General features: G+C 62.0%; 18 protein-coding genes. 9 read left to right on the forward strand and 9 right to left on the reverse strand.

All coding sequences use genetic code 11. The features are described from left to right. The coding region (locus tag E7T06_RS12935) for a GGDEF domain-containing phosphodiesterase (protein ID WP_136366201.1) at window positions 1-1,034 on the forward strand (1,034 nt) is incomplete at its 5' end. 188 nt (window positions 1,035-1,222) lie between these two features. After that, on the forward strand, window positions 1,223-2,080 hold the full coding sequence (locus E7T06_RS12940; protein WP_136366202.1) for a BTAD domain-containing putative transcriptional regulator: 858 nt from the start codon (window positions 1,223-1,225) through the stop codon (window positions 2,078-2,080). A 249-nt stretch (window positions 2,081-2,329) separates the two neighbouring features. Here the strand turns inward: E7T06_RS12940 and E7T06_RS12945 are convergent, their stop codons facing one another. The 4 genes from E7T06_RS12945 to E7T06_RS12960 all read right to left on the reverse strand — a co-directional run bounded on the left by E7T06_RS12945 (window position 2,330) and on the right by E7T06_RS12960 (window position 7,041). After that, window positions 2,330-3,196 carry a CBS domain-containing protein gene (locus E7T06_RS12945; RefSeq protein WP_136366203.1) on the reverse strand — a complete coding sequence of 289 codons (867 nt, stop codon included), beginning with the start codon at window positions 3,194-3,196 and terminating at the stop codon, window positions 2,330-2,332. Between the two features lie 339 nt (window positions 3,197-3,535). Next, a complete protein-coding gene (locus tag E7T06_RS12950; RefSeq protein WP_136366204.1) occupies window positions 3,536-3,769 on the reverse strand; it encodes a WGxxGxxG family protein in 234 nt (77 codons plus the stop codon). A gap of 336 nt (window positions 3,770-4,105) precedes the next feature. Next, window positions 4,106-4,525 (reverse strand): hypothetical protein, encoded by a 420-nt coding sequence (locus E7T06_RS12955; protein ID WP_136366205.1) that lies wholly within the window; start codon window positions 4,523-4,525, stop codon window positions 4,106-4,108. After that, on the reverse strand, window positions 4,522-7,041 hold the full coding sequence (locus E7T06_RS12960) for a heavy metal translocating P-type ATPase (protein WP_136366206.1): 2,520 nt from the start codon (window positions 7,039-7,041) through the stop codon (window positions 4,522-4,524). Before E7T06_RS12960 ends, E7T06_RS12955 begins: the two co-directional genes overlap by 4 nt. Before the next feature lie 177 nt (window positions 7,042-7,218). Here E7T06_RS12960 and E7T06_RS12965 point away from each other — a divergent pair, with 177 nt between their 5' ends. The 6 genes from E7T06_RS12965 to E7T06_RS12990 all read left to right on the forward strand — a co-directional run bounded on the left by E7T06_RS12965 (window position 7,219) and on the right by E7T06_RS12990 (window position 14,264). Next, on the forward strand, window positions 7,219-7,428 hold the full coding sequence (locus E7T06_RS12965; RefSeq protein ID WP_136366207.1) for a heavy-metal-associated domain-containing protein: 210 nt from the start codon (window positions 7,219-7,221) through the stop codon (window positions 7,426-7,428). Window positions 7,429-7,511: 83 nt separating this feature from the next. Further along, complete coding sequence (locus tag E7T06_RS12970) at window positions 7,512-7,775, forward strand: metal-sensitive transcriptional regulator (RefSeq protein WP_136366208.1); 264 nt, start codon at window positions 7,512-7,514, stop codon at window positions 7,773-7,775. 1,311 nt (window positions 7,776-9,086) lie between these two features. Continuing rightward, window positions 9,087-11,537: a copper-translocating P-type ATPase gene (locus tag E7T06_RS12975; protein WP_136366209.1), complete on the forward strand. Its 2,451-nt coding sequence runs from the start codon at window positions 9,087-9,089 to the stop codon at window positions 11,535-11,537. 359 nt (window positions 11,538-11,896) lie between these two features. Further along, on the forward strand, window positions 11,897-12,580 hold the full coding sequence (locus E7T06_RS12980) for an ankyrin repeat domain-containing protein (protein ID WP_240741049.1): 684 nt from the start codon (window positions 11,897-11,899) through the stop codon (window positions 12,578-12,580). A 113-nt stretch (window positions 12,581-12,693) separates the two neighbouring features. Next, window positions 12,694-13,581, forward strand: coding sequence for a C39 family peptidase (locus E7T06_RS12985; RefSeq protein ID WP_136366210.1), 888 nt, complete (start codon window positions 12,694-12,696; stop codon window positions 13,579-13,581). Window positions 13,582-13,868: 287 nt separating this feature from the next. After that, window positions 13,869-14,264, forward strand: a complete 396-nt coding sequence (locus E7T06_RS12990; RefSeq protein ID WP_136366211.1) for a heme-binding protein — start codon at window positions 13,869-13,871, stop codon at window positions 14,262-14,264. Between the two features lie 47 nt (window positions 14,265-14,311). Here the strand turns inward: E7T06_RS12990 and E7T06_RS12995 are convergent, their stop codons facing one another. After that, window positions 14,312-14,953, reverse strand: coding sequence for an SMI1/KNR4 family protein (locus tag E7T06_RS12995; protein ID WP_136366212.1), 642 nt, complete (start codon window positions 14,951-14,953; stop codon window positions 14,312-14,314). 408 nt (window positions 14,954-15,361) lie between these two features. Here E7T06_RS12995 and E7T06_RS13000 point away from each other — a divergent pair, with 408 nt between their 5' ends. Further along, the gene (locus E7T06_RS13000) at window positions 15,362-17,545 is read left to right on the forward strand and encodes a heavy metal translocating P-type ATPase (RefSeq protein ID WP_136366213.1); all 2,184 of its coding nucleotides are present in this window, start codon (window positions 15,362-15,364) and stop codon (window positions 17,543-17,545) included. 62 nt (window positions 17,546-17,607) lie between these two features. On the opposite strand, the gene E7T06_RS13005 is transcribed toward E7T06_RS13000, so the two are convergent. The 4 genes from E7T06_RS13005 to E7T06_RS13020 all read right to left on the reverse strand — a co-directional run bounded on the left by E7T06_RS13005 (window position 17,608) and on the right by E7T06_RS13020 (window position 21,674). Continuing rightward, entirely contained in the window at window positions 17,608-18,294 is a 687-nt protein-coding gene (locus tag E7T06_RS13005) for an aquaporin (RefSeq protein WP_136366214.1), read from the reverse strand. Further along, window positions 18,295-18,756 carry an arsenate reductase ArsC gene (locus E7T06_RS13010; RefSeq protein ID WP_136366215.1) on the reverse strand — a complete coding sequence of 154 codons (462 nt, stop codon included), beginning with the start codon at window positions 18,754-18,756 and terminating at the stop codon, window positions 18,295-18,297. Window positions 18,757-18,763: 7 nt separating this feature from the next. Next, entirely contained in the window at window positions 18,764-19,087 is a 324-nt protein-coding gene (locus E7T06_RS13015; RefSeq protein ID WP_136366216.1) for a metalloregulator ArsR/SmtB family transcription factor, read from the reverse strand. A gap of 271 nt (window positions 19,088-19,358) precedes the next feature. Then, window positions 19,359-21,674, reverse strand: a complete 2,316-nt coding sequence (locus tag E7T06_RS13020) for a GAF domain-containing protein (RefSeq protein WP_136366217.1) — start codon at window positions 21,672-21,674, stop codon at window positions 19,359-19,361. Window positions 21,675-21,971: the final 297 nt, after the last annotated feature.

Consider the following 21,971-nt stretch of genomic DNA (forward strand, 5'->3'; position numbering starts at 1 on the left):
TTGGCATCGTTCACGGACGGTCACCCTACTCCGATCGCGTTAAGGCAACACAACCCGCCAAAGTGTTCGTCGGGACGCTGGCCACGCGGTTTCTGGTGGGCAACCGCGAACTGTACATGATGGCCTCGGTGGGCATCAGCGTGATTCCGGAAGGGGGCAACGATGCCGAGTCACTGCAACTGACAGCAGATCTGGCGATGTACCGGGCCAAAAGCCGGAAAACGGGATTCGCCGTGTTCGAACGGGAGTTCAATCGCCGCAGCCACGAGCGGTTCGAGTTGGCGAACGCGCTCAGGACGGCTCTGGCGCTCAACCAATTTGAGGTGTACTATCAGCCGTTGGTGAGGCTGGACGATCAATGGCTCATCGGGGTAGAGGCCCTGCTGCGCTGGTACCACCCCCGTCTAGGACGGATTCCCCCCCATCAGTTCATTCCCGTCGCAGAAGAAACCGGGTTGATTCTGGAGATCGGCGAATGGGTTCTCCGAACAGCGTGTCTTCAGGGCGTGAGGTGGTTGCAAGAAGGCTTTCCCCCTGTGCGGATAGCGGTCAATGTCTCTGCGGTACAGTTCGAGAACCCTGACTTTGAAGAGACGGTGGCCCGGTGCTTAGAAACGACTGGTTTTCCGGCGGGCCTCTTGGAACTGGAACTCACCGAGCGGGTCGTCATGAGTACGCCGGAAACCTCTGCGGTTCAAATGAAGCGGTTACGCGCTCTGGGACTGTCCATCGCCATCGATGATTTTGGAACGGGATACTCCAGCCTCAGTTATTTGGCCCGCCTGCCCATCAACATTCTTAAAGTTGACCGGTCGTTTGTCACAGGGTTGAGTGAAACCTCGGCCAACTACTTGATCGTCAAAGCAATTATGGGCCTCGCAGAAGGCTTGCAACTCCTGACGGTTGCAGAAGGCATCGAAACGCGGGCAGAACTTGACCTCCTGCGTGACCTCGGGTGTCACCGGGGTCAGGGCTACCTGTTTGCTCGGCCCAGCTCGGCAAGGGCCATTTCCGCGATGTTCAGGATGCCGTGAGCCAAAAACTGACCGGATGGTGCAACACTGAGACGACTTCTTGACCCGCTTGAGAAGCTTACGCCAGCTCCGGTTCAGGGTGGGCCGCTCCGGTTCACACGGCAGGTACAACCACACGTTGCCGGGCCACTTGGCTCAGCACGGAACAGAGCTGAGCGTGCCCGTTGTTCGGCGTTTTTGGAGGGCCTATGCACGACCTTGATATTCGTACCTTTGGACAAGTGCGCGTCACCATTTCAGGACAAGACGTCGTCTGGCAGGCCGCCAGCGCCCGCAACCTGCTGTTCTTTCTGCTCTCTTTCCCCGAAGGGCGTGGCCGCCACGACATTGCTTTGGCCCTCTGGCCGGACGACGATGAGGCCAGCCCTGTGGTGAGTGCCCGGTTCCGGGTGGCGCTGCACCGCCTACGCGCCGCCTTGGGCGACATCGGCAGCGTCATTGGCGAACGCGAGCGCTACCGGCTCAGTCCCGAGGTGCTGGCCGCCAGCGACGTACACACACTGAGTGCCGCCGAACATGTTCAGGGCGCTGAACCTAGGCAGGCCGCCCTTCAGCAGGCTGTCATGGCCTATCGGGGGGAGTATTTGCCCGATCACCGCGCCGAATGGGCCATCACGGCCAGAGAGCAGCACAAGGCCACCTATGTCCGCGCCGCTTTGGAACGGGCGATGCAGCACTGCGTAGCCTCACAGTGCGGCCTAGCCATCGGGCATTTGGCGCAGGCGCTCAGCACCGACCCGCTTATCGGCGAAAACTACCATCAGGACCTGATGACTTGTCTGGCGAATGTGGAAAGCCATTACTCGGCGGTCGAACACTACCGGCGCTTCATCAAATTTTTGCGGGACGACCTCAGCGATACGCCCATGCTGGAAACGGTGACCCTAGCCGAGCGTCTCAAGGCAGGCGACCTGATCTGTCCTCACAAGATTGGCACGCACGCGCCCTGCACCAAGCACCTGATTCCGAAGTTGGGCTCCGAGGCCGATGGCGCTGAAATTCGTCCAGAAACTGAACCTAGCCAGCGCAGGTTCCCCTCGCTTTAGCTTCCGGAGAGACGCTTGGAATAAAAAGCCAAGTCCATTTCAGATACGAGATTAGACTGAATCCTTGACGTGAAGTGGGAACGCTTGCCCGGTGGCCCCCTCTGCTCCTTGCGCTCTGCGAGCCACCCGGCTGTTTCACAGCGCCCTTCTCCCACAACTGGAGAGGGCAACGACACATGTCCGGGACTCCTTCTAATCCCGGATCGGACGGCGCTCCGGTTGGCCCCTACCACCACTCCGGGCAGTACTTCAGGCTGGTTGAACCGGGTAAACGTCTTGGGCAACCAGCGCTCCGAGGATGTCGCGCACCGTAATGACCCCCAGCAGTTTGTGGCCGTGCCCCACCACCGGCAACCCGTGGACATCCGCGGCCAACATGGCTTCCAGCGCGTCGACGAGCAGCGCCTCTCCTGAAACCTCGGCGGTGGGCGGCGTCATCAAGTCCGCGACCGTCTTGCCTTCCAAGTAAAAGTGGTCTTCCATCACGGTGGGTCCGTGTGCTTCGGCAGGACGAACCATCAGGGCGCGAATATCTTGCTCATGCAGCACGCCCAACAAGACCTGATCCCGTACCACCGGCAAGACGCGGAGCCGGGTGATGACCAAGCGGGCCGCCGCTTCCGCCAAAGGCAGTTCAGGAAGCACCGTGACCGCTTCCGCCGACATGTGATGACGCACGGTGCCTAGGCCCGGCCGGGGATGCGCGACCACCGCCCGCAAGACATCGGTGAGACTCAAGAGGCCCAGAACGCTGCCGTTGCCGTCCACCACAGGCAATCCGCCCACATGCCGGTCGAGCATCGTCTGGATGGCCCGGTTCAGATCGTCTCCGGGACGGGCCGTCACCACCTCCGAATGCATCAGGGCCTGCACCTTCACGCTGCCGATCTGATACGCGAAATCCCACGCACTGTGCAGCGTTCCGAGTTCCGACAACGCGCGTTTGACCTGACCATCCGTTAAAAGTCCCACCAAGCGTCCTTCCTGTAAGACCAGCAAGCGCCGAACCCCAAGGGTTTGAAGCAAGACGACGGCTTCGGGCAGGGTTTGCTGGGCATTGATGGCGACGAATTGGTGGTGCATCGCACTCTGTACAAGCGCACTCTTTACAAGCATAGCGGCCTCCTGAGGCCAAGCATCTCGCGCAGATGTTACAGACCCATTACCTCACTCGGCCTTGCGGCCAACAGAGCAGTCACGCACGGCCCTGAACTTCATCTGACGCCAGAAGACAAGCCTTGATGCACGCCGAACTCGGTGGTGACTGTTGTAGTTCGCCGGGCTGTGTCTGGAAAAAAAGGGTGCTGCTCACCGAAAGGCCGCAGCACCAGAAACATAAGGGCAGGACACGGCTGTGATGCTCCCTCGCCGCATGGACAATTCAGCGTCAAAGTCGTCCTGCGAGCAACACGAAAGCCCAACCCATTGCCGGGCCGGGCTTCCGGGGACTAAGGCTTAGCGCTGGGCAGTGGTAGGCGTAACGATGCGTTCGCGCTCCGGCTCCCGCCGTAGGCCTGCCAGACCTGCGAGGCCCAAGAGGCCGAGCCAGCCCCAATTGAATCCGTCGTCATTGTTGTTGTCGGTCGTAGTGGTGGCCGTATCGGTCGCGGTGGTGTCCGTGGTGTCCTGTGCCAACGCGGGGCTAGCGAGAACCAATGTGCCGAGCAGTAGAGCAGTCTTGATGTTCATAGTGGTCTCCTCAACATCGCAGACTTCGTCCGAATGTTTGAACGCCTACACTGTGCGGGAAGACCACCACAGCAATCCTTGGAGTGATCTCAAGGAGCATTGAAAAACTGCAGAGATGGCCTTAGGGTCAGATTCAGTGACCCTTTAAGCCTGCGTGTACCGATAAGGTTTGCGTCCAGCCAAGGAAATGGAGCCAGAAAATCCAGCTTCTGCACACTGATCTGCCCACTACAGCGCATTTCTATTGGTGGGGGCGTGCCCTATAGACACCGCAGTGGATAATTCAGCCGGGCCACGTTCGCCCCCATCTCAGGGTTCTAGACCACGGCTTCCGACCTACCCCTGCACTGGGGGCCGGAGCGTCTCCAAAAGGCGCGTGAGGAGTTCTTCGGCCTGTCGATACCCTGGCCGCAAGTAGACGGTGGCACACGTCGTCCAGTCCTGCACGGCCGCGACTTCCTGACCGCCGTCGTGCAGCTTGAGGTGCGGATACACGCCGTACTCCACGAAGCAGCCGAACGCGGGCGCCAGTTGCTCCAGCGCCCGCGTGTTGGCGTCTGTCCAGATCAGGGTATAGGGCAGCGCGAAGCAGGGTTTGCCGCAGGAGCCGCCCATGCCGATCAGCGGGAGTCCCGCCACCGTGGGCGTGGTGGCGCGGGTTCGGCTCCGTTCCAGAAACGCGAGACGGTCTAGCGCAAGGTCTTTGCTAGGAAGTTTCTGGGCCGCAACCCAGGGACCGACCGTCAGTTTGGTCAGATCAGGTTTCCTTTCACGGGAGGTGCGGCAAGCAGGTGGGGTAGGGGGCTGGCTGGGCCGGGCTTGACCGGGGGCTTGAAGCGGCGCAGGCGCAGGGCGTTGCTGAGCACGAACACGCTGGAAAAGCCCATTGCTGCCGCCGCCAAGACCGGGCTGAGCAGCCAGCCGAGCGCGTGGAACAAGGCTCCCGCCGCGACCGGAATCAGCACGATGTTGTAGGCGAAGGCCCAGAAGAGGTTGAGGCGAATGTTCTTCAGGGTGGCGCGGCTGAGGGCCACGGCGTTCGGGACGCCGCGCAGGTCACCGCTCATCAAGATCACGTCGGCGGTCTCGACAGCCACATCCGTTCCTGTGCCGATGGCGAGGCCCACATCCGAAACCGCCAGTGCGGGCGCGTCGTTGATGCCGTCCCCGACGAACGCCACCCGTTGTCCACTGGCCTGCAATTCTTTCACGGCGTCGCTCTTGCCGCTGGGCAAAACCTCGGCCAGCACCGTGTCGATGCCGAGCTGCTGGGCAATCGCGTGGGCCGTGCGCCGGTTGTCTCCCGTGATCATCGCCACCTTCAGCCCCTGAGCGTGCAGCGCACGGACCGCGTCGAAGCTGCCGGCTTTAATCGGATCCGCCACCGCCAAAATGGCGGCCAGCTGGCCATCAATGGCCGCGTACAAGGGACTCTTGCCTTCATCCCCCAGCTGGGCTGCCTGTGCTTCAAAACGGGTCACGTCTAGGCCGAGCTGCGTCATATAGCGGTCTGCACCCACCTGAATCAGACGGCCCTGCACAGCCGCTTCGAGGCCAAATCCAGGCACGGCCTCGAAGCGTTCGGGCTGGCGCAGCACCGCGCCCTCCTGCTGGGCCGCTGCCACGATGGCGCGGGCGATGGGATGCTCACTCTGCTCCTCCGCCGAAGCCACCAGAGACAGCACCTCTGCACGTTTGGATCCCGGCGTCAACACGAAATCGGTCAAGGCTGGACGGCCTTCCGTCAGCGTGCCGGTTTTGTCCAGCGCCACGACCTGCACCCGCTGGAGGCCTTCCAGCGCCGCGCCGTTTCTGAACAGCACACCGAGTTCAGCGGCCTTGCCCGTGCCCACCATCACGCTGACAGGGGTCGCCAGCCCCATCGCGCAGGGACAGGCGATAATCAGTACCGCCACCGTGTTCACCAGCGCGTAGCTGAGCGCCTGTGGGCCGCCGAACAGCATCCAGCCCAAGAACGTCAGCGCGGCGATGCCCAGCACGATGGGGACGAACACCGCCACGACCTGATCCGCCAGTCCCTGAATGGGCGGCTTGCTGCCCTGAGCGCTCTCCACGAGTTTGATGATCTGCGCCAGCGCGGTGTCTGCACCGATCTTGGTGGCCCGGAACTGAAAGGCCCCAGTTTGATTGATGGTGCCGCCCACCACCGCCGCGCCCGCCTGCTTTTGCACGGGCACAGGTTCGCCAGTAATCATGCTCTCATCCACGTAACTGCTGCCGCCCGTGACCTCGCCGTCCACCGGGACTTTTTCACCGGGCCGCACCGCGATCAGGTCTCCGACCAGCACCTCATCGGTGGGCAGTTCCAGCTCCGTCCCGCCCCGAACCACACGGGCGGTCTTGACCTGCAGGCCGAGGAGCTTTTTCATCGCTTCGCTGCTGCGGCCTTTGGCGATGGCCTCGAAGTACTTGCCCAGCAAAATCAGGGTGATGACGACCGCCGACGCTTCGTAATAGACGTGCGCTGTGCCTTCCGGAAAAATCTGCGGCATCAGCGTCACTGCCAGACTGTAAAAAAATGCTGCGCTGGTGCCGATCATGACCAGCGTGTTCATATCCGGCGAGCGGTGCCGCAGCGCCGCCCAGCCCTGACGGTAAAAGCGGCGTCCGGGGCCGAACTGCACGGGAACTGCGAGCGCCAGCATGATCCAGTTCATGGCTGCTCCCAAGCGCTCCATCAACCACATTTCGGCGGGCATCCACAGCATTGGCAGCATGGCGATCAGCAGCAGCGGGACGGCAAACAGGGCGCTGAACAGCACCGAGCGCCTCAGTTCCTGCACTTCCCTCTCTTTGGCTTCCCGTTCCGCGTCGCCTCGGGTTTCCCCGGCGGCCGTTTCCAGCACCGCGTAGCCGCTCTCCCGCACCGCCGCTTTGAGTTGACCGGGACTGACCGCAGACGGCAGGTACTGCACGGTGGCCCGTTCAGTGGCGAGGTTGACGCTGGCGTCCAGCACGCCGTCGACCTTCTTCAGCGCCCGCTCCACGCGGCTCACGCAGTTGGCACAGGTCATGCCCTGTACCCCCAGTTCAAGGGTACTGGTGACGGGTTCGTAGCCGACGTCTTTGACCTTGTCGAGCAGCAGTTGCGGCGTGGTCAGGGCGGGATCATAGGTCACGGAGGCGCGTTCGGTCGCCAGATTGACTGTCACCTCATCGACCCCTTCTACTTTTTTCAGGCCGCGCTCGACCCGGCCGACGCAACTGGCGCAGGTCATGCCCTGCACCCCAAGTTCCAGTGTTTTGATCATCGTTGCCTCCAAATCCCCCCTGAGGGGTTTAGAGAAAGCATAGGACGAATCTCGGCAGAGATCAAGCGCAGGTGTCACGCATAAAATGCAGCCCAAATGACCTTTTTATACTTTGGTAGGCTCTGTGAACGTATAAGTTATCTTGACACCCTCCTGGGCAGGGTATAAGATTCGGATATGAATACGGAACTGAACATCAGCGGCATGACCTGCGGGCACTGCCAGACCGCCGTCACCAAAGCCCTCCAGAGCGTTCCCGGCGTTCAGGCCGTTCAGGTCGACTTGGCTACTGGGCAAGCTACGGTCGAAGGTCAAGCAGACCTCTCGGCCCTGCTGGCCGCCGTGACCGAAGAAGGGTACGGCGCGCAGGTTCGGCAGTCACAGTAGTGACTAAAGCCCCAACCCCCCGGCGCAAGCAGGCCGAAGCGTCCACTCCGGACACGTCGCCCCCAGCGCACCCCCACCTCTGTATGCCCGAAGACTCACGGAAGCGGGCGGCCCGGCGGCTCAAGATCGCCCGTGGTCATCTCGACAGCATCGTGACCATGCTGGAAAACCCAGACGTGTACTGCGTCGATGTGCTGCGGCAGATTAAGGCCGTGCAGGGGGCGTTGTCCGGCGCGGGTGAGGTGGTTTTGCGCGGGCACTTGGAAGCCCATGTGGCGACCGCGCATGAACGTGGCGACGGCACCGAGATCATCGAGGAACTGATGGAAGCCCTCAAATACACCTGATTTAGACCGGAGATGAGTTGCCAGAACCATTCGATTTGTGAAGCTGCGAAGCAGAGCGGAACGAGAGGCAGTAAGGACGAGAAGAGTGGCGTCCGTTCACGACGAGGGCGGGCGGCGTTTGCTGAACATTCATTGCTTTTACTGATGTTGGAGAATCGGAGCAAGTCCATATGAGTTGAGGGCAACGTTTGCGTGGGGTGGCAGTGATGCTGCCCTATTTTGTTTTGGGGCATCAGTCGAACGAACGTGCTTCCGTTCTCTGGAGGAACGCGGCTTCTGCGCCCTGTGTCAACGAGCGGTCAGATTGAACGGGTGACAATCTTGGGAAGGCTGCCTGAGGATAAGTGGCCCAGCAAAGTGTTGAAGTCATACGAACTCCGCTTCATTCCGCCCTCCTCTCCCATTCAGGGTTTCGCAAGTCGGATAAAAGCGCCAAACGGTCGCGCCTTCAGTCGGAATTCGCATCATGCCGCACTGGCAAGCTTGCCCTTGACGTTGAAATTGGATCAACCACATGGCTCCCGTGCATTTCTCTGCACACTGGCAGCCAAGTGAACCCGATGTGGTCGACAATCCTGAGCGGCGTCACTTCACCTTCAACTCCCTGCTGAATTTCAAATCCAGTCTGATGCCCGCACTGCCACACCGAAAACGGTTCACAGGAACACGTTCGCAGGCGGAGTCATACGGAGTTGCTCCGATTCCCGACCCTATCGCAACAGCACTGATAGGGTCGTCCATTACCGCCAGCCTTCGTCGTCAACGGACGCGGTTGACCACGCCACTCCTCCCGTCCTTCTTGCCACTCGCTCTACTCTGCTGGGCAGCTCTGCGAGTCGGATGATTCTCGCGCAGTCTCGCAATTTGGCATCACCTGATGCAGCGTTCGCCGTTAGAGGGCAGCGCGGTTGGCGTCCCTCTTTTTGCCGCTTATTGAAATCCTCCCCCGGAGGGTCTAAGATACCGAGAGCGGGAGTGGTGATGGCTTGCCAATGAATGACCTGCACTTGTTGGTCTCTCAAGCGTTCGGAGTGGCGTATTTCGTCTGTAGTGCGATTGATCTCCCGGCTTCTTTGAGCGGCTTCGCTTGGTTTGACCGCCCTGTTTCCACATAAGCTGTGTATCCCCCTCGGGGGGTTACTGCTATGCGCGGATGCTCTCTCCTCCCGTCGACTTCTCCAGAGGGCCAAGATCAGCCCACGGCTCTCAACTCGAACCGCACGGATGACCCCAGCCTAAGGTGGCGCTGAAACGCAGAGCCAGATCTCTCTTCAAGTACCAATCTCAAGCCTGCACGAACGGGAGAAGACCATGCAAGACCACCAGACCCATCATGGCCAGACCTCACCCAGCCCAGTGTCCTCCAGAGTGCTGGAGGTGTCGTTTAAAAACTGCTACGACGCGTCTGAATTTGCCGATCTAGAAGGTCACCTTGCTCGACTGGAGGGCGTTGAGAGTGTGCACCTCGACCGCACCCGCGGCGTCGCTCACCTCGGCTACCTGCCGACAGTGGTGACGGAAAGCGTCTTGCGAGACCGGCTCCATGCGGCTGGCTATGCCTGCGCCTGCACCGATTGCGCCCCCTCTGCGGCTCAGCCGGGCCATCCCCGTGTGGGCCACGAGTTATCCGAAACCCACCATCCGCACAGTCAAGGTGGACACGGAGGGTCGACGGCCTCTGCGCCTGCCCCCGCTTCAGGCCACGCTGCTGCGGGTCACAGTGGACACGGCGACGCCCTCATGAACCATGACGAACACGCCGGACACGGGGCCGAGATGGCCACCGATCTGCTGCGGCGCTTTCTCTTGAGTTTGCTGCTGACTCTTCCCGTGGTCTTGTTCTCCCCGATTGGAGAGATTTTCGGGTTCACGGCCATGCCCCCCTTCGGCCTGTCGATGGCTTGGTTCGGATTGATCTTGGCCACGCCCGTCGTGTGGTGGGGCGGCTGGCCGTTTATTTCGGCGGCGTGGCGTGCCCTGAAACGCGCTGAGGCCAACATGATGACCCTGATCGCCACCGGCATTTTGGTGTCCTGGTTGTTCTCGGTGGTGGTCACGCTCTTCTTGGGCGGAGGAGAAGTCTTCTTCGAGGCCGCCGCGATGCTGACCTCACTTTCTTTGCTGGGGCACTGGCTGGAGATGCGCTCCCGGTTCGCGACCGGGCGGGCCGTGGAGGCGCTGCTGAAGCTCACCCCGGCCACTGCCCGCGTCCTGCGTGCCGGACAAGAAACCGAAGTTCCGCTGGATCAAGTGCTGGTGGGCGACGAACTGACGGTTCGTCCCGGCGACCGTGTGCCCGTCGATGGGGAAGTGATTCGGGGCGAGAGTTACGTCGACGAGAGCATGATCACCGGAGAACCCATTCCTGTCGTGAAAAACGCAGGGGTGAGAGTGACCGGCGGCACCGTGAATCAAAATGGGGCTTTTACCTTCCGCGCCACCGCCGTCGGGAGTAACACGGCCCTGTCACGCATCGTGCAACTGGTTCAAAATGCTCAGGCCAGCAAAGCCCCCGCTCAGCGCCTAGCAGATACGGCTGGGAAATATCTGGTCTTCGTGGCCTTAGGCTCCGGCTTGCTGGCCTTCTTGGTGTGGATACTGCTGGGCGAAAGTGTCGTCTTTGCGCTGACGGCCGCGGTGTCGGCCATCGTCATTGCTTGCCCTGACGCATTGGCATTGGCGACGCCCACAGCGATCACGGTGGGGGTGGGCAAGGGGGCGCGGGAAGGCGTGTTGTTCAAGAATGCCTCGGCGCTGGAAGCGATGGCCAGCGTCAATACCGTCGTGTTTGATAAGACGGGCACGCTGACTGCCGGGAAACCCGCCTTGACTGACCTGATTCCGGCAGACGGCGTGAATGAACTCGACTTGCTGCGGTTGGCCGCTGGAGCAGACCAGCCGTCTCAGCACCCTCTGGCCGAAGCCATCGTGGCCGGGGCGAAGCAACGAGGCTTGGACGTGCGGCCACCGGAAAGCTTCGATTCCATTCCGGGCTATGGCGTGGTAGCCACGGTGGACGGTCAACAGGTGTGGGTGGGCAACCGCAAACTGATGGAGCGGGAAGGCCTGACGCTGGGTGCGCTGGCCGAGCGGGCGGAAGCGCTGTCCTCGGATGGAAAGACCGCCATGTACGTGGCAATAAAGGGCCAAATGTTGGGTGTGGTGGCGGTGGCCGATACCGTGCGTGACACGGCCCGCCAAGCCGTGCAGCTGCTCCATGCGGCGGGCGTACAAACTGTGATGCTCACGGGCGACAACCGACGGACAGCCGAGGCGGTGGCGCGGGAGTTGGGGATTGACGTGGTGATCGCGGACGTCTTGCCTGAGGACAAGGCGGCGCAGATCATCACCCTGAAAGCACAGGGCCGGAACGTGGCCATGGTGGGGGACGGCGTGAACGATGCTCCAGCCTTGGCCCAAGCGGATATCGGGGTGGCTATTGGGGCCGGAACCGACGTCGCCGTCGAGACTGCTGACGTGATCCTGGTGCGCAACAATCCAGCCGATGTGGCCAGCAGCATTGACCTGGCCCGCCGCGTTCGGGGGAAGATCAAACAAAATCTATTCTGGGCGGCGGCGTACAACGTGCTCGCCATTCCCTTCGCGGCGGGAGTCCTGTACCCCAACTACGGAATCTTGCTGCGGCCGGAATGGGCGGCGCTGTTGATGAGTGCCAGCACGGTGATCGTGACGGTCAATGCCCTGCTGCTCAACCGGGTACAGTTGCGCCGTCCAGCGCTGGTGCCCGCGACGGCGGCCTGAGCGGACTCGGCAAAGAATGAACAAAGCGCGCGCGGTGTTCTCATACGGACTTGCTCTGATTCCCGCCTTCTTCGTAAACGGACGCCCATGACTGGCACAGCTCTGCACGGGAGCGCCACTCCTCCCGTCTCTGTTGCCTCTCGCTCCGCTCCGCGACTTGTTCTCAGTTTCTCACCGCGCCCCCTCCAATCACCGTGCAGCTTTTTCGACTGCATTCGGGCGGCGTATTGGTCATGGGCGGCGTACCCACTGGACTGACCGACGGGCAGTGCGCCCCCGCCGCTCTCAAGACAGGAGTAGAACAGTAAGATCATGGCAGGGGCGGCCCCAGTACTGCGTCCTCCTCAGAAGGTGGACTTGTGAATCTCAGTTTCCTCAAACGTTGGTTCCCCTTGCCTGTGCTGGCGATGCTGGTGCTGGGGGTCAGTGCCTCCACTCCGGTCACCGGCAACACTCGCCTTCAGGCAGAATTGCTGCGTGCTGTACAGCGGGGCGACGTTCAAGCGGTGAAGCGTTTCCTAGCAGCAGGCGTCAGTGCCGATGCCCAAGACGCGAGGGGCCGCACGGCGCTGACGGTGGCGGCACTGGGCGACCATGTGGCTGTCGCGGCCCTGTTGGTGGCGGCTGGGGCCAATCCGGATTCTCAGGATGAGGAGCGCAACAACGCCCTGCTCGTCACGGGTGAGACAGGCAGTGTGGCGATGCTGCGGGTGATCTTGCGGGCCACTCCGGACTTGACCCGCACCAACCGCTTTGGCGGCACGGCGCTGATCCCTGCCGCCGACCGGGGCCACTTGGAGTATGTCCGCGAACTCCTCACGACCACGACTGTCAACGTCAATCATGTAAATAATCTGGGCTGGACAGCTTTGTTGGAAGCAGTGATGTTGGGCGACGGTGGAACAACGCACACCGAGATCGTGCGGGTGTTGCTGGAACACGGCGCTGACCGCGATATTGCCGATGGAGCGGGAAAAACGGCGCTGGAACATGCCCGGCAGCGCGGGTACTCGGCGATGGTGCGCCTGCTCAGCCCCCGGTGAGGCCGGAGCTGGCGACATCAGCCTCCGCGCATATGGGCATCCCTGAAGACCTGCTCAACAGCACGGGGAGGCCCTCTTATCTGCTGAAGGGAGGCTGTACGGCAAGATAGGACATGACGTCTTTCCGTTGGTGGCCGGTGGCGCTGTGCCTGTCGGGTTCTCCCGCTTTTGCTGCGCCCACCAGCGCCACCCTGAAGAACATTCGCCACGAGTATCAGCGGCTCAACAATTGCGCCCCCGTCACGGCCCTGACCTTGCTGAGCTACTACGGAAGTCCAGTCACTCAGGCACAGGCAGCGGCGGTGATGAAAGACGGCCCCAACGATCCTCAAGTGACCAGCCTTGAACTGGCGGCGTATCTGGGACGGTTCGGGTTACAGAGCGTGATCCGCTATGCCGGGGACGCCGAAGTGGTGCGGGAACTGGTGTCCCGCGGTCTGCCGGTGGTGGTGCAGCAACGCCTTCAGGCGGGCAGTACGGTGGCCCACTTCCGCACGGTCTACGGCTACAGTGCGGGGCGGTTCTTGGTCAGCGATCCGCTGCGGGGGCCGAGCCTGAGCCTGACGACCGCTGAGTTTACCGAGTTGTGGCGTTACTACAACGGAGAATATTTGGTGGCTTTCCCAGCGGCCAAGGCGGCGCTGGTGCAGGGAATCCTCGGCAACGACTGGAACGTGACGGCCAACTGGCAGCACGCCAAACTGCACGGCGAAGAGGACGTCAAGGCCCGGCCTAGCGATCCTTTTGCGTGGTGGGGCCTAGGCAAAGCCAATCTCAGACTGGGCAATCTTCAGGCCGCCGCCGCCAATTTTGACCGGGCTGTTCAGATTGGAGTACCCACGCCGTATTACGTGTACCGCCAAGAGGCGTTCGAAGCTTGGACGCAGGCGGGGCAGCATCAAAAAACCCTGACGTGGACTCAGCGGGGATTGAGTGTCGATCCCGGCAGCAAAGAGCTGCTCCGCTTTAAAAACTTGGCCAATCAAGCGCTGGGCGGCTGAACACGGACAGTCCTCGGTAGCCTGCGGCATCAGCGCCTCAAGTGGTTAGACTCCGTCGAACATCGTTTTCCCCTTCACAGGAACGAAATCTAAAGCCACAGGAAGGCCAAGCCCACCCAGACGGTTCCGAGCGTGCAAAAGCAGAACCCTCCTTTCGTCAGGCAGCAGTGGTCGCCTTGCCTGCCGCACGTTGCTCGGGCAGTTGCTTGGGGCAAGCCCATTCGGACATCGGTTCTGGGGCCTTGTCCGCGTATGCTGAGCGCAGCACCACCCTCAAGGAGAGTCCTATGTTGACCTTAGACGACGCCCGCAAAATCATTCACGCCGCCGAACAAAAAGCCGCCGAGATCGGTCAGCCGATGAACATTGCCGTCGCCGACAGCGGCGGAAACCTGATCGCCCACGTGCGGATGGACGGCGCGTGGATCGGCAGCATCGACATTTCCATCAAAAAAGCCTATACCTCGCGGGCCTTCGACATCGCCACCAAAGATTTGGCGGGCGAGAGCCAGTCGGGCGGGCAGTTCTTCGGCATTCACGCCTCGAATGACGGGCGGATCATGATCTTTGCAGGCGGAATCCCGCTGAAGCGGGACGGCCAAGTGATCGGGGCCATCGGCGTGAGTGGCGGCTCAGGCGAGCAAGATCACGCGGTAGCTGAAGCCGGAGCCGCCGCTGTTTAAAGCCTAATTGTGGGTGAGTGGGGCTGGAGCTTGGGTCAAGTGCTCCGTCAGGTTTCACCGTGTTTGGCGCGCCATGTATCCAAATCTCCGGCGGACAGCGGGTGTGTTTCATCCAGCGTGTCCCGTGCAGCCAACCCTTCCGAAGCCACATACCAGCCAGCCTCCGAGAGATCGGCGACGTCGTTCAGGTAAGACGCGACTCCGGTAGCCAGGAGGGGACGGTCAGCGGTTTCATGATCGATGCCAATGACCTGACCGAGCTGTCCGCCAGGTGCGGGCTGAAGGTCGAGCGCTGTCCCGTTTCCTCCGCCATCCCGCTCGAAGCTCCACCACGCGCTGTGCCACCAGACCTGCTCCACGCCGTCAATGGAGGGCTGCTCCTCTGTAGGGGAGAGTCCGAGGGCGTGCCGCCGCGACTGGGTCAACGTCCACGCTTCTTCTAAAGGAGGCAACCCCTCGCCGCCGGGCCACAACGCCGCGCCGTCATGACGCTGTAGAGAAGCGCGGAATTCTGCGGGGAAGGGACGGCCAAAGAGGGTTTCCGCCTCAGCAATCTGCAGCTCGGTGGCTCCGGGGTGGAGCAGGTCAGCGAGGGCGGCATGGCGAACTTGGCGGCGGAAGATCGGCAGCAGCTGCGCTTCATACCAAGTTTCGATGCGCTTCCACGCCAGATCAATCTCAGTGCTCATGCCCTCAGTATCGCTGGCGAGAGGAGTGGAGGGGCCGCATCTGTCTTGTCGTGCTTAGGGCATAAGTACGCCAAAGCTGGGGCGCTGCGGTCTTCTGGAGCGGGCGGGGAGAACTGTTCGTGAGTAAGAAAGAGTACGGGCTACGTGGTATGAGGCCGCAAGCAGCATTTTTCCGATTGTGGCGGAATCAGAGCAAGTTCGTATGACTTCCAAAAAGCCTGCTCCGTGCGTCCTGCCCCACACCGCTTGGGTTGATTCGGGTCTGTCGAGCAACGTTTCCAACGTCGGATGTCACCGACAGGTGGCCTAGCCGGTTGCTCCCGCCTGCCTTCTCCTCTGAATCTTGCCAGATCCTAGAGAGATGCCACCACCTAGAAATCTGAGTATCTGCTCAGGTATAGTCTGCCTATGACTGCTCCCGCCCCAGCTTCCGGCACTGCCTTGACGCGACTGGACTACTTTGTGGAAGGGATGGACTGCCCCACCTGTGTCCGCAAGATCGAGGGGGCGCTGGAACGCACGCCGGGAGCCGCCAACGCCAGCACCAACCTGACCAAGCAAAGCCTGACGCTCACCCTCGACGAGAGCCAAACGCCCCGCGCCGCCCTAGAAAAAACCCTGCGCTCACTGGGTCATGAGCCGCGCCTGCTCAACGGAGACGGCTCAGACAGTGTGCATACGCCCAGACCTTGGTACGCCACCCAACAGGGCCGGTTGGTCCTGACCTCGGGCACCCTGTTGGTGCTGGCCTTCCTGTTCGGTCTGGTGGAGCCTGCCTTGGCGACGTGGGGGTATTTGGCCGCCACTTTGCTGGGGACGTGGCCGCTGGCGAAAAAGGCGTGGGCTGCGGGCCGTGCAGGCGATCCTTTCAGCATCAACACCCTGGTCAGCCTCGCCGCCGTGGGGGCGCTCCTGATCGGGGAAGGGGCCGAGGCCGCCGTCGTGGTGTTCTTCTTTGCCATTGGTGAGCTGCTGGAAGGCATTGCGGTGGGCCGCGCCCGCAGCGGCATTCAGGCGCTCGCCGCCCTCGCACCCAAGACGGCGCTGGTTCTGAAGAAAGGCAAAATCTTTGAAGTGCCTGCCGACACGCTGAAGGTGGGCCAATTCGTCCAAGTTCAGCCGGGGGGCCGCGTGCCCGCCGACGGCACCATCTTGGAAGGCCAGTCCAGCCTCGACGATTCCCCCGTGACGGGCGAGAGCGTGCCCGTGTTCAAAACGGTGGGCGACGCCGTGTACGCGGGCAGCATCAATACCGACGGCGTGCTGAAAGTCCGTGTGGACACCGACGCCAGCGACAACACCATCGCCCGCATCATCCACCTCGTGGAGCAGGCCGAGAGCAACAAAGCGCCTGTGGCCCGCTTCATTGACCGCTTTTCGCGGGTCTATACGCCCATCGTGGTGCTGATCGCGGGTCTCACGGCGGTGTTGCCTCCTTTGCTGGCCGGGGGCAGTTGGAGCGAGTGGCTGTACAAAGGCATTTCGCTGCTGCTGATCGGCTGCCCCTGCGCGCTCGTCTTGTCGGTGCCTGCCGCCATCACCAGCGCCGTCAGTGCGGGCGCGCGGCGCGGCCTGCTGATCAAGGGCGGGGCCGCGCTGGAAGCCATCGGCAGCGTCAAGACCATCGCGTTCGACAAGACGGGCACCCTGACGCAGGGGAAGCCCCAAGTGACGGACATCGTGCCGTTTGGCATCGGTGTAGGCGAGGTGCTGCGCCAAGCCGCCGCCGTGGAACAAGGCTCCAGCCACCCCCTCGCCAAGGCCATCTTGGGTCATGCTCAAGGCTTGGCGTTGCCCGCCGCAGAGGACGCCCGCGCCCTGCCCGGCCAAGCGGTGCTGGCGACCGTCGATGGCCGGACTCTGGCTGTCGGCTCTCCCCGCTATGCCCAAGCACAGGGGGCCATGACCGCTGAAGTCGAGGCTAAGGCGCAACTTTTGGAAGGTCAGGGCAAGACGGTGGTGGCCTTGATGGACGGCGCACGGGTGCTGGGGTTGCTGGCCCTGCGGGACGAACCTCGTGCTGATGCGCGGGAAGCCGTTGCCGCCCTCAAAGCACTGGGCATTCGGCCCCTGATGCTGACAGGTGATAATGCCCGCACCGGGCAGGCCATTGGGGAAAGTCTCGGACTGGACGTGCAGGCGGAATTGCTGCCCGCCGACAAGCTGCGCGTCATCGAAGAACTCAAGCGGCAGGGGTCTGTGGCGATGGTGGGCGACGGCATCAACGACGCCCCGGCGCTGGCCGCCAGTGACGTCGGCATTGCGATGGGCGGCGGCACCGACGTGGCGCTGGAAACGGCCGACGCCGCCCTGCTGCGGGCGGAAGTCGGGGGCGTCGTGGAACTCGTTCAGCTCTCCCGCGCCACCCTGACCAACATCAAGCAAAACGTGATCTTCGCGGTGGGCCTCAAGGCGATTTTCTTGGTCACCACCCTGCTCGGCATCACCGGTCTGTGGCCCGCCATCTTGTCGGACACCGGCGCGACGGCCCTCGTGACCGCCAATGCGCTGCGGCTCCTGCACTTCCGGGGACAGCGGATGGGTCAGGTGGCCTCACCTGCGGGCCGTCTGCGCCCAGCCACACGCCGCTAAGCCGTGAGTGAGCTTGCCCACAACCACGGCGAACAGGGGGTGAGTAGCAGCATCAGTTTGGGTTACAGAGTCTCTCTGGTGGGCGCAAATTCCTGCGCCTGATGGGGTTTGGTTTTAACGGGTTCGCTGGGACTCAGGAAGTGATTGGCCGCCACCGCAAGGGCCGCCCCCAGCAGCGGAGCCGCCCAGTACAGCCAATGTGCCGTCCAGATGCCGCTGGCGAGTGCGGGGCCAAAACTGCGGGCCGGATTCATACTCGCCCCCGTAATCGGGCCGCCCATCATGGCTTCGAGCGCCACCACACCGCCCACCACCCACGGCAACCCGGAGCGCAAGGCGACGAGCAAGAGGAAAAACGTCAGCACCGTTTCCAGTGCAAAAGCCTGACCCACGCTTCCGTCGGGCACGGTCACGCCCACATTGCCCTCTATGCCGAAGAGAGCCAGCAACAGGAAAGCCGCCAGCGTTGCGCCAATCAGTTGGGCTAGCACATAAGGCAGAGCGCGACTGATCGGGAATTTGCCCGCCAGCACCAGCGCAAAGGTAGCCGCCGGATTGATGTGTGCGCCGCTGATGGGAGCCAAAGCCGCAATCACCGTCGCCACAGTCAACCCGAAGACGAGCGCCACGCCTGCATGACCCAGTGCCCCGGTTTGCGCCTGCACCACCGCCGCGCCGGGGCCGAAGAAAATCAGCGCAAAGGTGCCGATGCCTTCGGCGGCGAGGGCGCGAGCTAAGGGAACGCTCACCTAGCCCACCGCGACGGCGGGACTGTTTTCGTAGGTCTCAGGTACCGGTTGACCGTCTTTCAAGTTCTGAACAAACGCATCAAATTGAACCTTGAGTTGATCGCGCACGGCCCGCCAGCGATCGAGGCTGCCGCCGCTGGGATCGGTAAAGGGGTAATGCAGGTGGTTCGTTGTGCCGGGATAGACCGGGCAGGCTTCGGCGGCAGAGTCGCAGACCGTGATGACGTAATCGAAGTTCTGCGCGTCTGGCACGTCCCACAATGTTTTACTGGTGTGCGCGTCCAGACTCAGGCCGATTTCCCCCATCACCGTCTTGGCCTCGTCCTTGACGCGGGTGGCCTCGGTGCCAGCGGAATGCACTTCCAGATCGAGACCCGAGCGCGTCGCGGCGTCACGGGTAAGGGCTTCAGCCATCTGCGAGCGGGCCGAATTGTGGGTGCAGAGAATCAGAACGCGGGTCATGTCCTGCCTAGCATATCGAATTATTTTGATGCGTCAAGTGAGGAGGCTGGGCAAAAATTTCGGTGAGTAGAGCGCCGCCCAGCCCAAAGAGTTGCTCTTGGCGCAGGATGTAATACATGTTTTTACCCCGCTGCTCGGCCCGCACCAGATCGGCGTCGCGCAGGATGCCCAAGTGATAGGAGACCTTAGATTGCGGCAGCCCCAGCAACGCTTCGAGGTCACACACGCAGCGTTCGCCGCCCGCCAAATACCGCACCAGATCGAAGCGGATCTCGTGCGATAAGGCTTTGAGTCGATCAAGGACAGTGGGGACAGCGACGGCAGTGGTCATCCATGCAGTTTACTGGGTCTCAATCTAAATGCTGAACCGATCTCGTTCAATGGGACATCAGCTTAGGCTGCGAGACGGCTCCATGTAAGGAACACGCCGCCCAATAGCGCCACAGGGCCGCGCTGAACTTTGAAGACGGGTGAAATTGATCGTACTTCCCGCCCCCAGTTCAGCTCTCACCGGGTTGTCATAATTGGTGATCGGAGCTTAAGCCACATTCCCACACAGGCGCAGTCTGCTTGAGCTTGGTAGCTCGGGGCCTGCTCCCCGCCTACGCTTTGGGCAGCGTGAAGGAAAAGGTCGCACCCTGATCCAGCACCCCTTCTGCCCTGACCGTGCCTCCGTGCCGCGTGATGACCCGGCGCACGTTGGCCAGCCCCACGCCGCTCCCCTCGAACTCTTCTTGGCGGTGCAGGCGCTGAAAGACCCCGAACAACTTGTGGGTATAGCCCGCATCGAAGCCCACGCCGTTGTCCCGCACGAACACGCGCCAGTGTGGTTCTTCCTCTTCGGCCCAGACCTCAATGTGCGCCTGTGTCCGTGGAGCGGTGTACTTCAGGGCGTTGGAGAACAGGTTTTCCATGACCTGCCTCAGCAGCCCGACGTCACCCATCACCAGCGGCACCGGGCCAACCGTCCACTTCACTTGACGGTCGAGGGCTTCGGCTTCAAACAGTTCCCGGACACCGCTCACGACTGCGCCCAAGTCCACTACTCGCAGGTGCAGCGGTTGTTGAGACGTGCGCGACAGTTCAAGGATGGCGTCGATCAGGGTCGTCATGCGCGTGGCGGCCTGATCCATGACGCCCAGATACCGCGCCGACTTTTCATCCAGTCGGTCGCCCAAGGTCTTGCGGAGCAGCTGGGCAAAACTGGTGAGGTGACGAACGGGGGTACGCAGGTCGTGTGAGACCGAGTAGGCAAACGCTTCCAGTTCCTCATTGGCCGCGCTCAGCAAGCGGGTGCGGGCCTCCAGCAGATCGCGTTGGACGGTCAGCTCACGGGCATGCTCAGCGCGTTCTAGCGCCAAGCCTAAGCTGTGCATGGTCGTCTCCAACACCGCTCGGTCGGTGGTCGTCCACGCCCGCTCGTGAAACAGAGCAATCAGAAAGATGCCCACCGTGGTTCCCGCCACTTGCAGGGGCAGCGAGACCACCGCTTGGATGTGCTTGACCACCTCGGCGTCTGTATCGCTGCCCTGCGCGTAGACGTCCTGATACAGCGGTTGACCCGTCTCGAACGGCTGGCGGAGGGTGGGAACCTCCTTTGGAAAGCCGGCATTTACCAAGGCTTGGAGTGCCTCGTTGCCGAGGTCTCCGACTTGAGAGTGGCAGCGCCACACGTCACCTTCCAGTTCGTAGTACACCGCGTAACCGGGCGGCAACAGGGTCAGCACGATGTCTTGGGCCCGGCGCACCAGCGGGAAGCGCTCGGTTTCGAACACGAACTCTTGCGAGAGCTGCGCGAACGCCTCCAGTGCCCGGTTGCGGTTTTGCACCGCTGCTTTTTGAAGTTGCACCTGCTCCACCTGCTCCGCCCGGTCGAGGGCCAAACTCAGCCCCCGGCAGACGGCCAAAAACAGGGCGCGGTCACTGGGCGTCCAGTGGCCCTGATCTTTGAGACCGATCCCCAGCACCGCCTGCACTTCGCCTTGCCGCACATACGGATAGGTGGCGACAGTGTGGTACATCTCGGTGTGTTCCACTCGCTCCTGCTGCGGGTTCCAAGCGTTCACAAAGACGGGCGCTTGGGTCTGAAGTACCGCAGCGAACACGGGAGTTTCCAAAGGCAGACCGGCCCGCAACTGCTCAAGCAGCTCTGGACTCTCGCCCAGATTCTCACTGTGTACCCGCAGCTTCCAGCGTCCAGCTTCGCGTTCGTAGTAGGCCGCGGTGCTGCCCGGAAAGCGTTGATCCAGTACGGCGACGCTGTGCTGCGCCAACAGCGTCACTTCCGTTTCGGTGCCGACGGCCTCGGTAAACGCGATGAAGGCTTCTTGGGCGCGGGCTTCCCGGTATACCTGTTGGGTACGCTCTTCGACCTGCTGCTGCAACTCTGACATCAGACGGGCGCGGCCTAGAGCGATGCCGCACTGGGTACTCAGGGTCCGCAGGAAAAAGCGTTCTTCCTGTGTGAAGTGGTGCGGCTCCGTGAAATCCAGCACGATGAGTCCCAGAGACTTGTGGCTCTCGAACATGGGCAGCACCGCCGTGGCGACCGGGGGTGGGGCTCCGACCCGTTCCTCAAGGTCAGGGTAGGCCAGCATCAGCGCGTCTTGATGCTCGAAGAACAAGGCCGTCTGATCAAGCAGGGCTTCTCCAGCCGGGACGCTGCCGTCCAGTGGCCCGTCCTTCCAGATGGTGGGCACATCTGGGCTGTAGCCGCGACTCTGGGCCAGTTCCAGTCGGTCGCCTTCCGGGGTGACCAACAAGACGGCTCCGGTCGTGGCGTCTACCGTTTCCAGCGCCGAGGTGAGCAGGATCTCAAAGACGCCGTGAACGGTCGTGGACGCGGCCAGGGCATGGGTCACGTCTTGCAGGCGCTCATTCAGCGAGAGCCGCTCAGGCGTGCCGGAAGGAAGGGACATACTCTTTAGCTTAGGGCGGAACAGCGCTGGGCCGCCATGACCTAAAGATCATGTTGAGGGGCACTGGAAGCGGGGAACACGGAGTGAGCGCTGTCTTTAATTGACGTTGGCGTCGCCAAGAATGTTTCTGATCAAGAGAGTTGAACTTCAACAGAAGAAAGGCGACCCCGGAGGATCGCCTTTGATGTCTCAAAGATAGCGTGGAATACGCTCACGGTCAAGACTATGCACTGACACCCGTTTCGCTGCATCCCAGACAGCTCATGCGTCATTCAGTGCAGTGAATAACAGATCGCT

The sequence above is a fragment of the Deinococcus sp. Arct2-2 genome (assembly GCF_004801315.1).
GTDB lineage: Bacteria > Deinococcota > Deinococci > Deinococcales > Deinococcaceae > Deinococcus.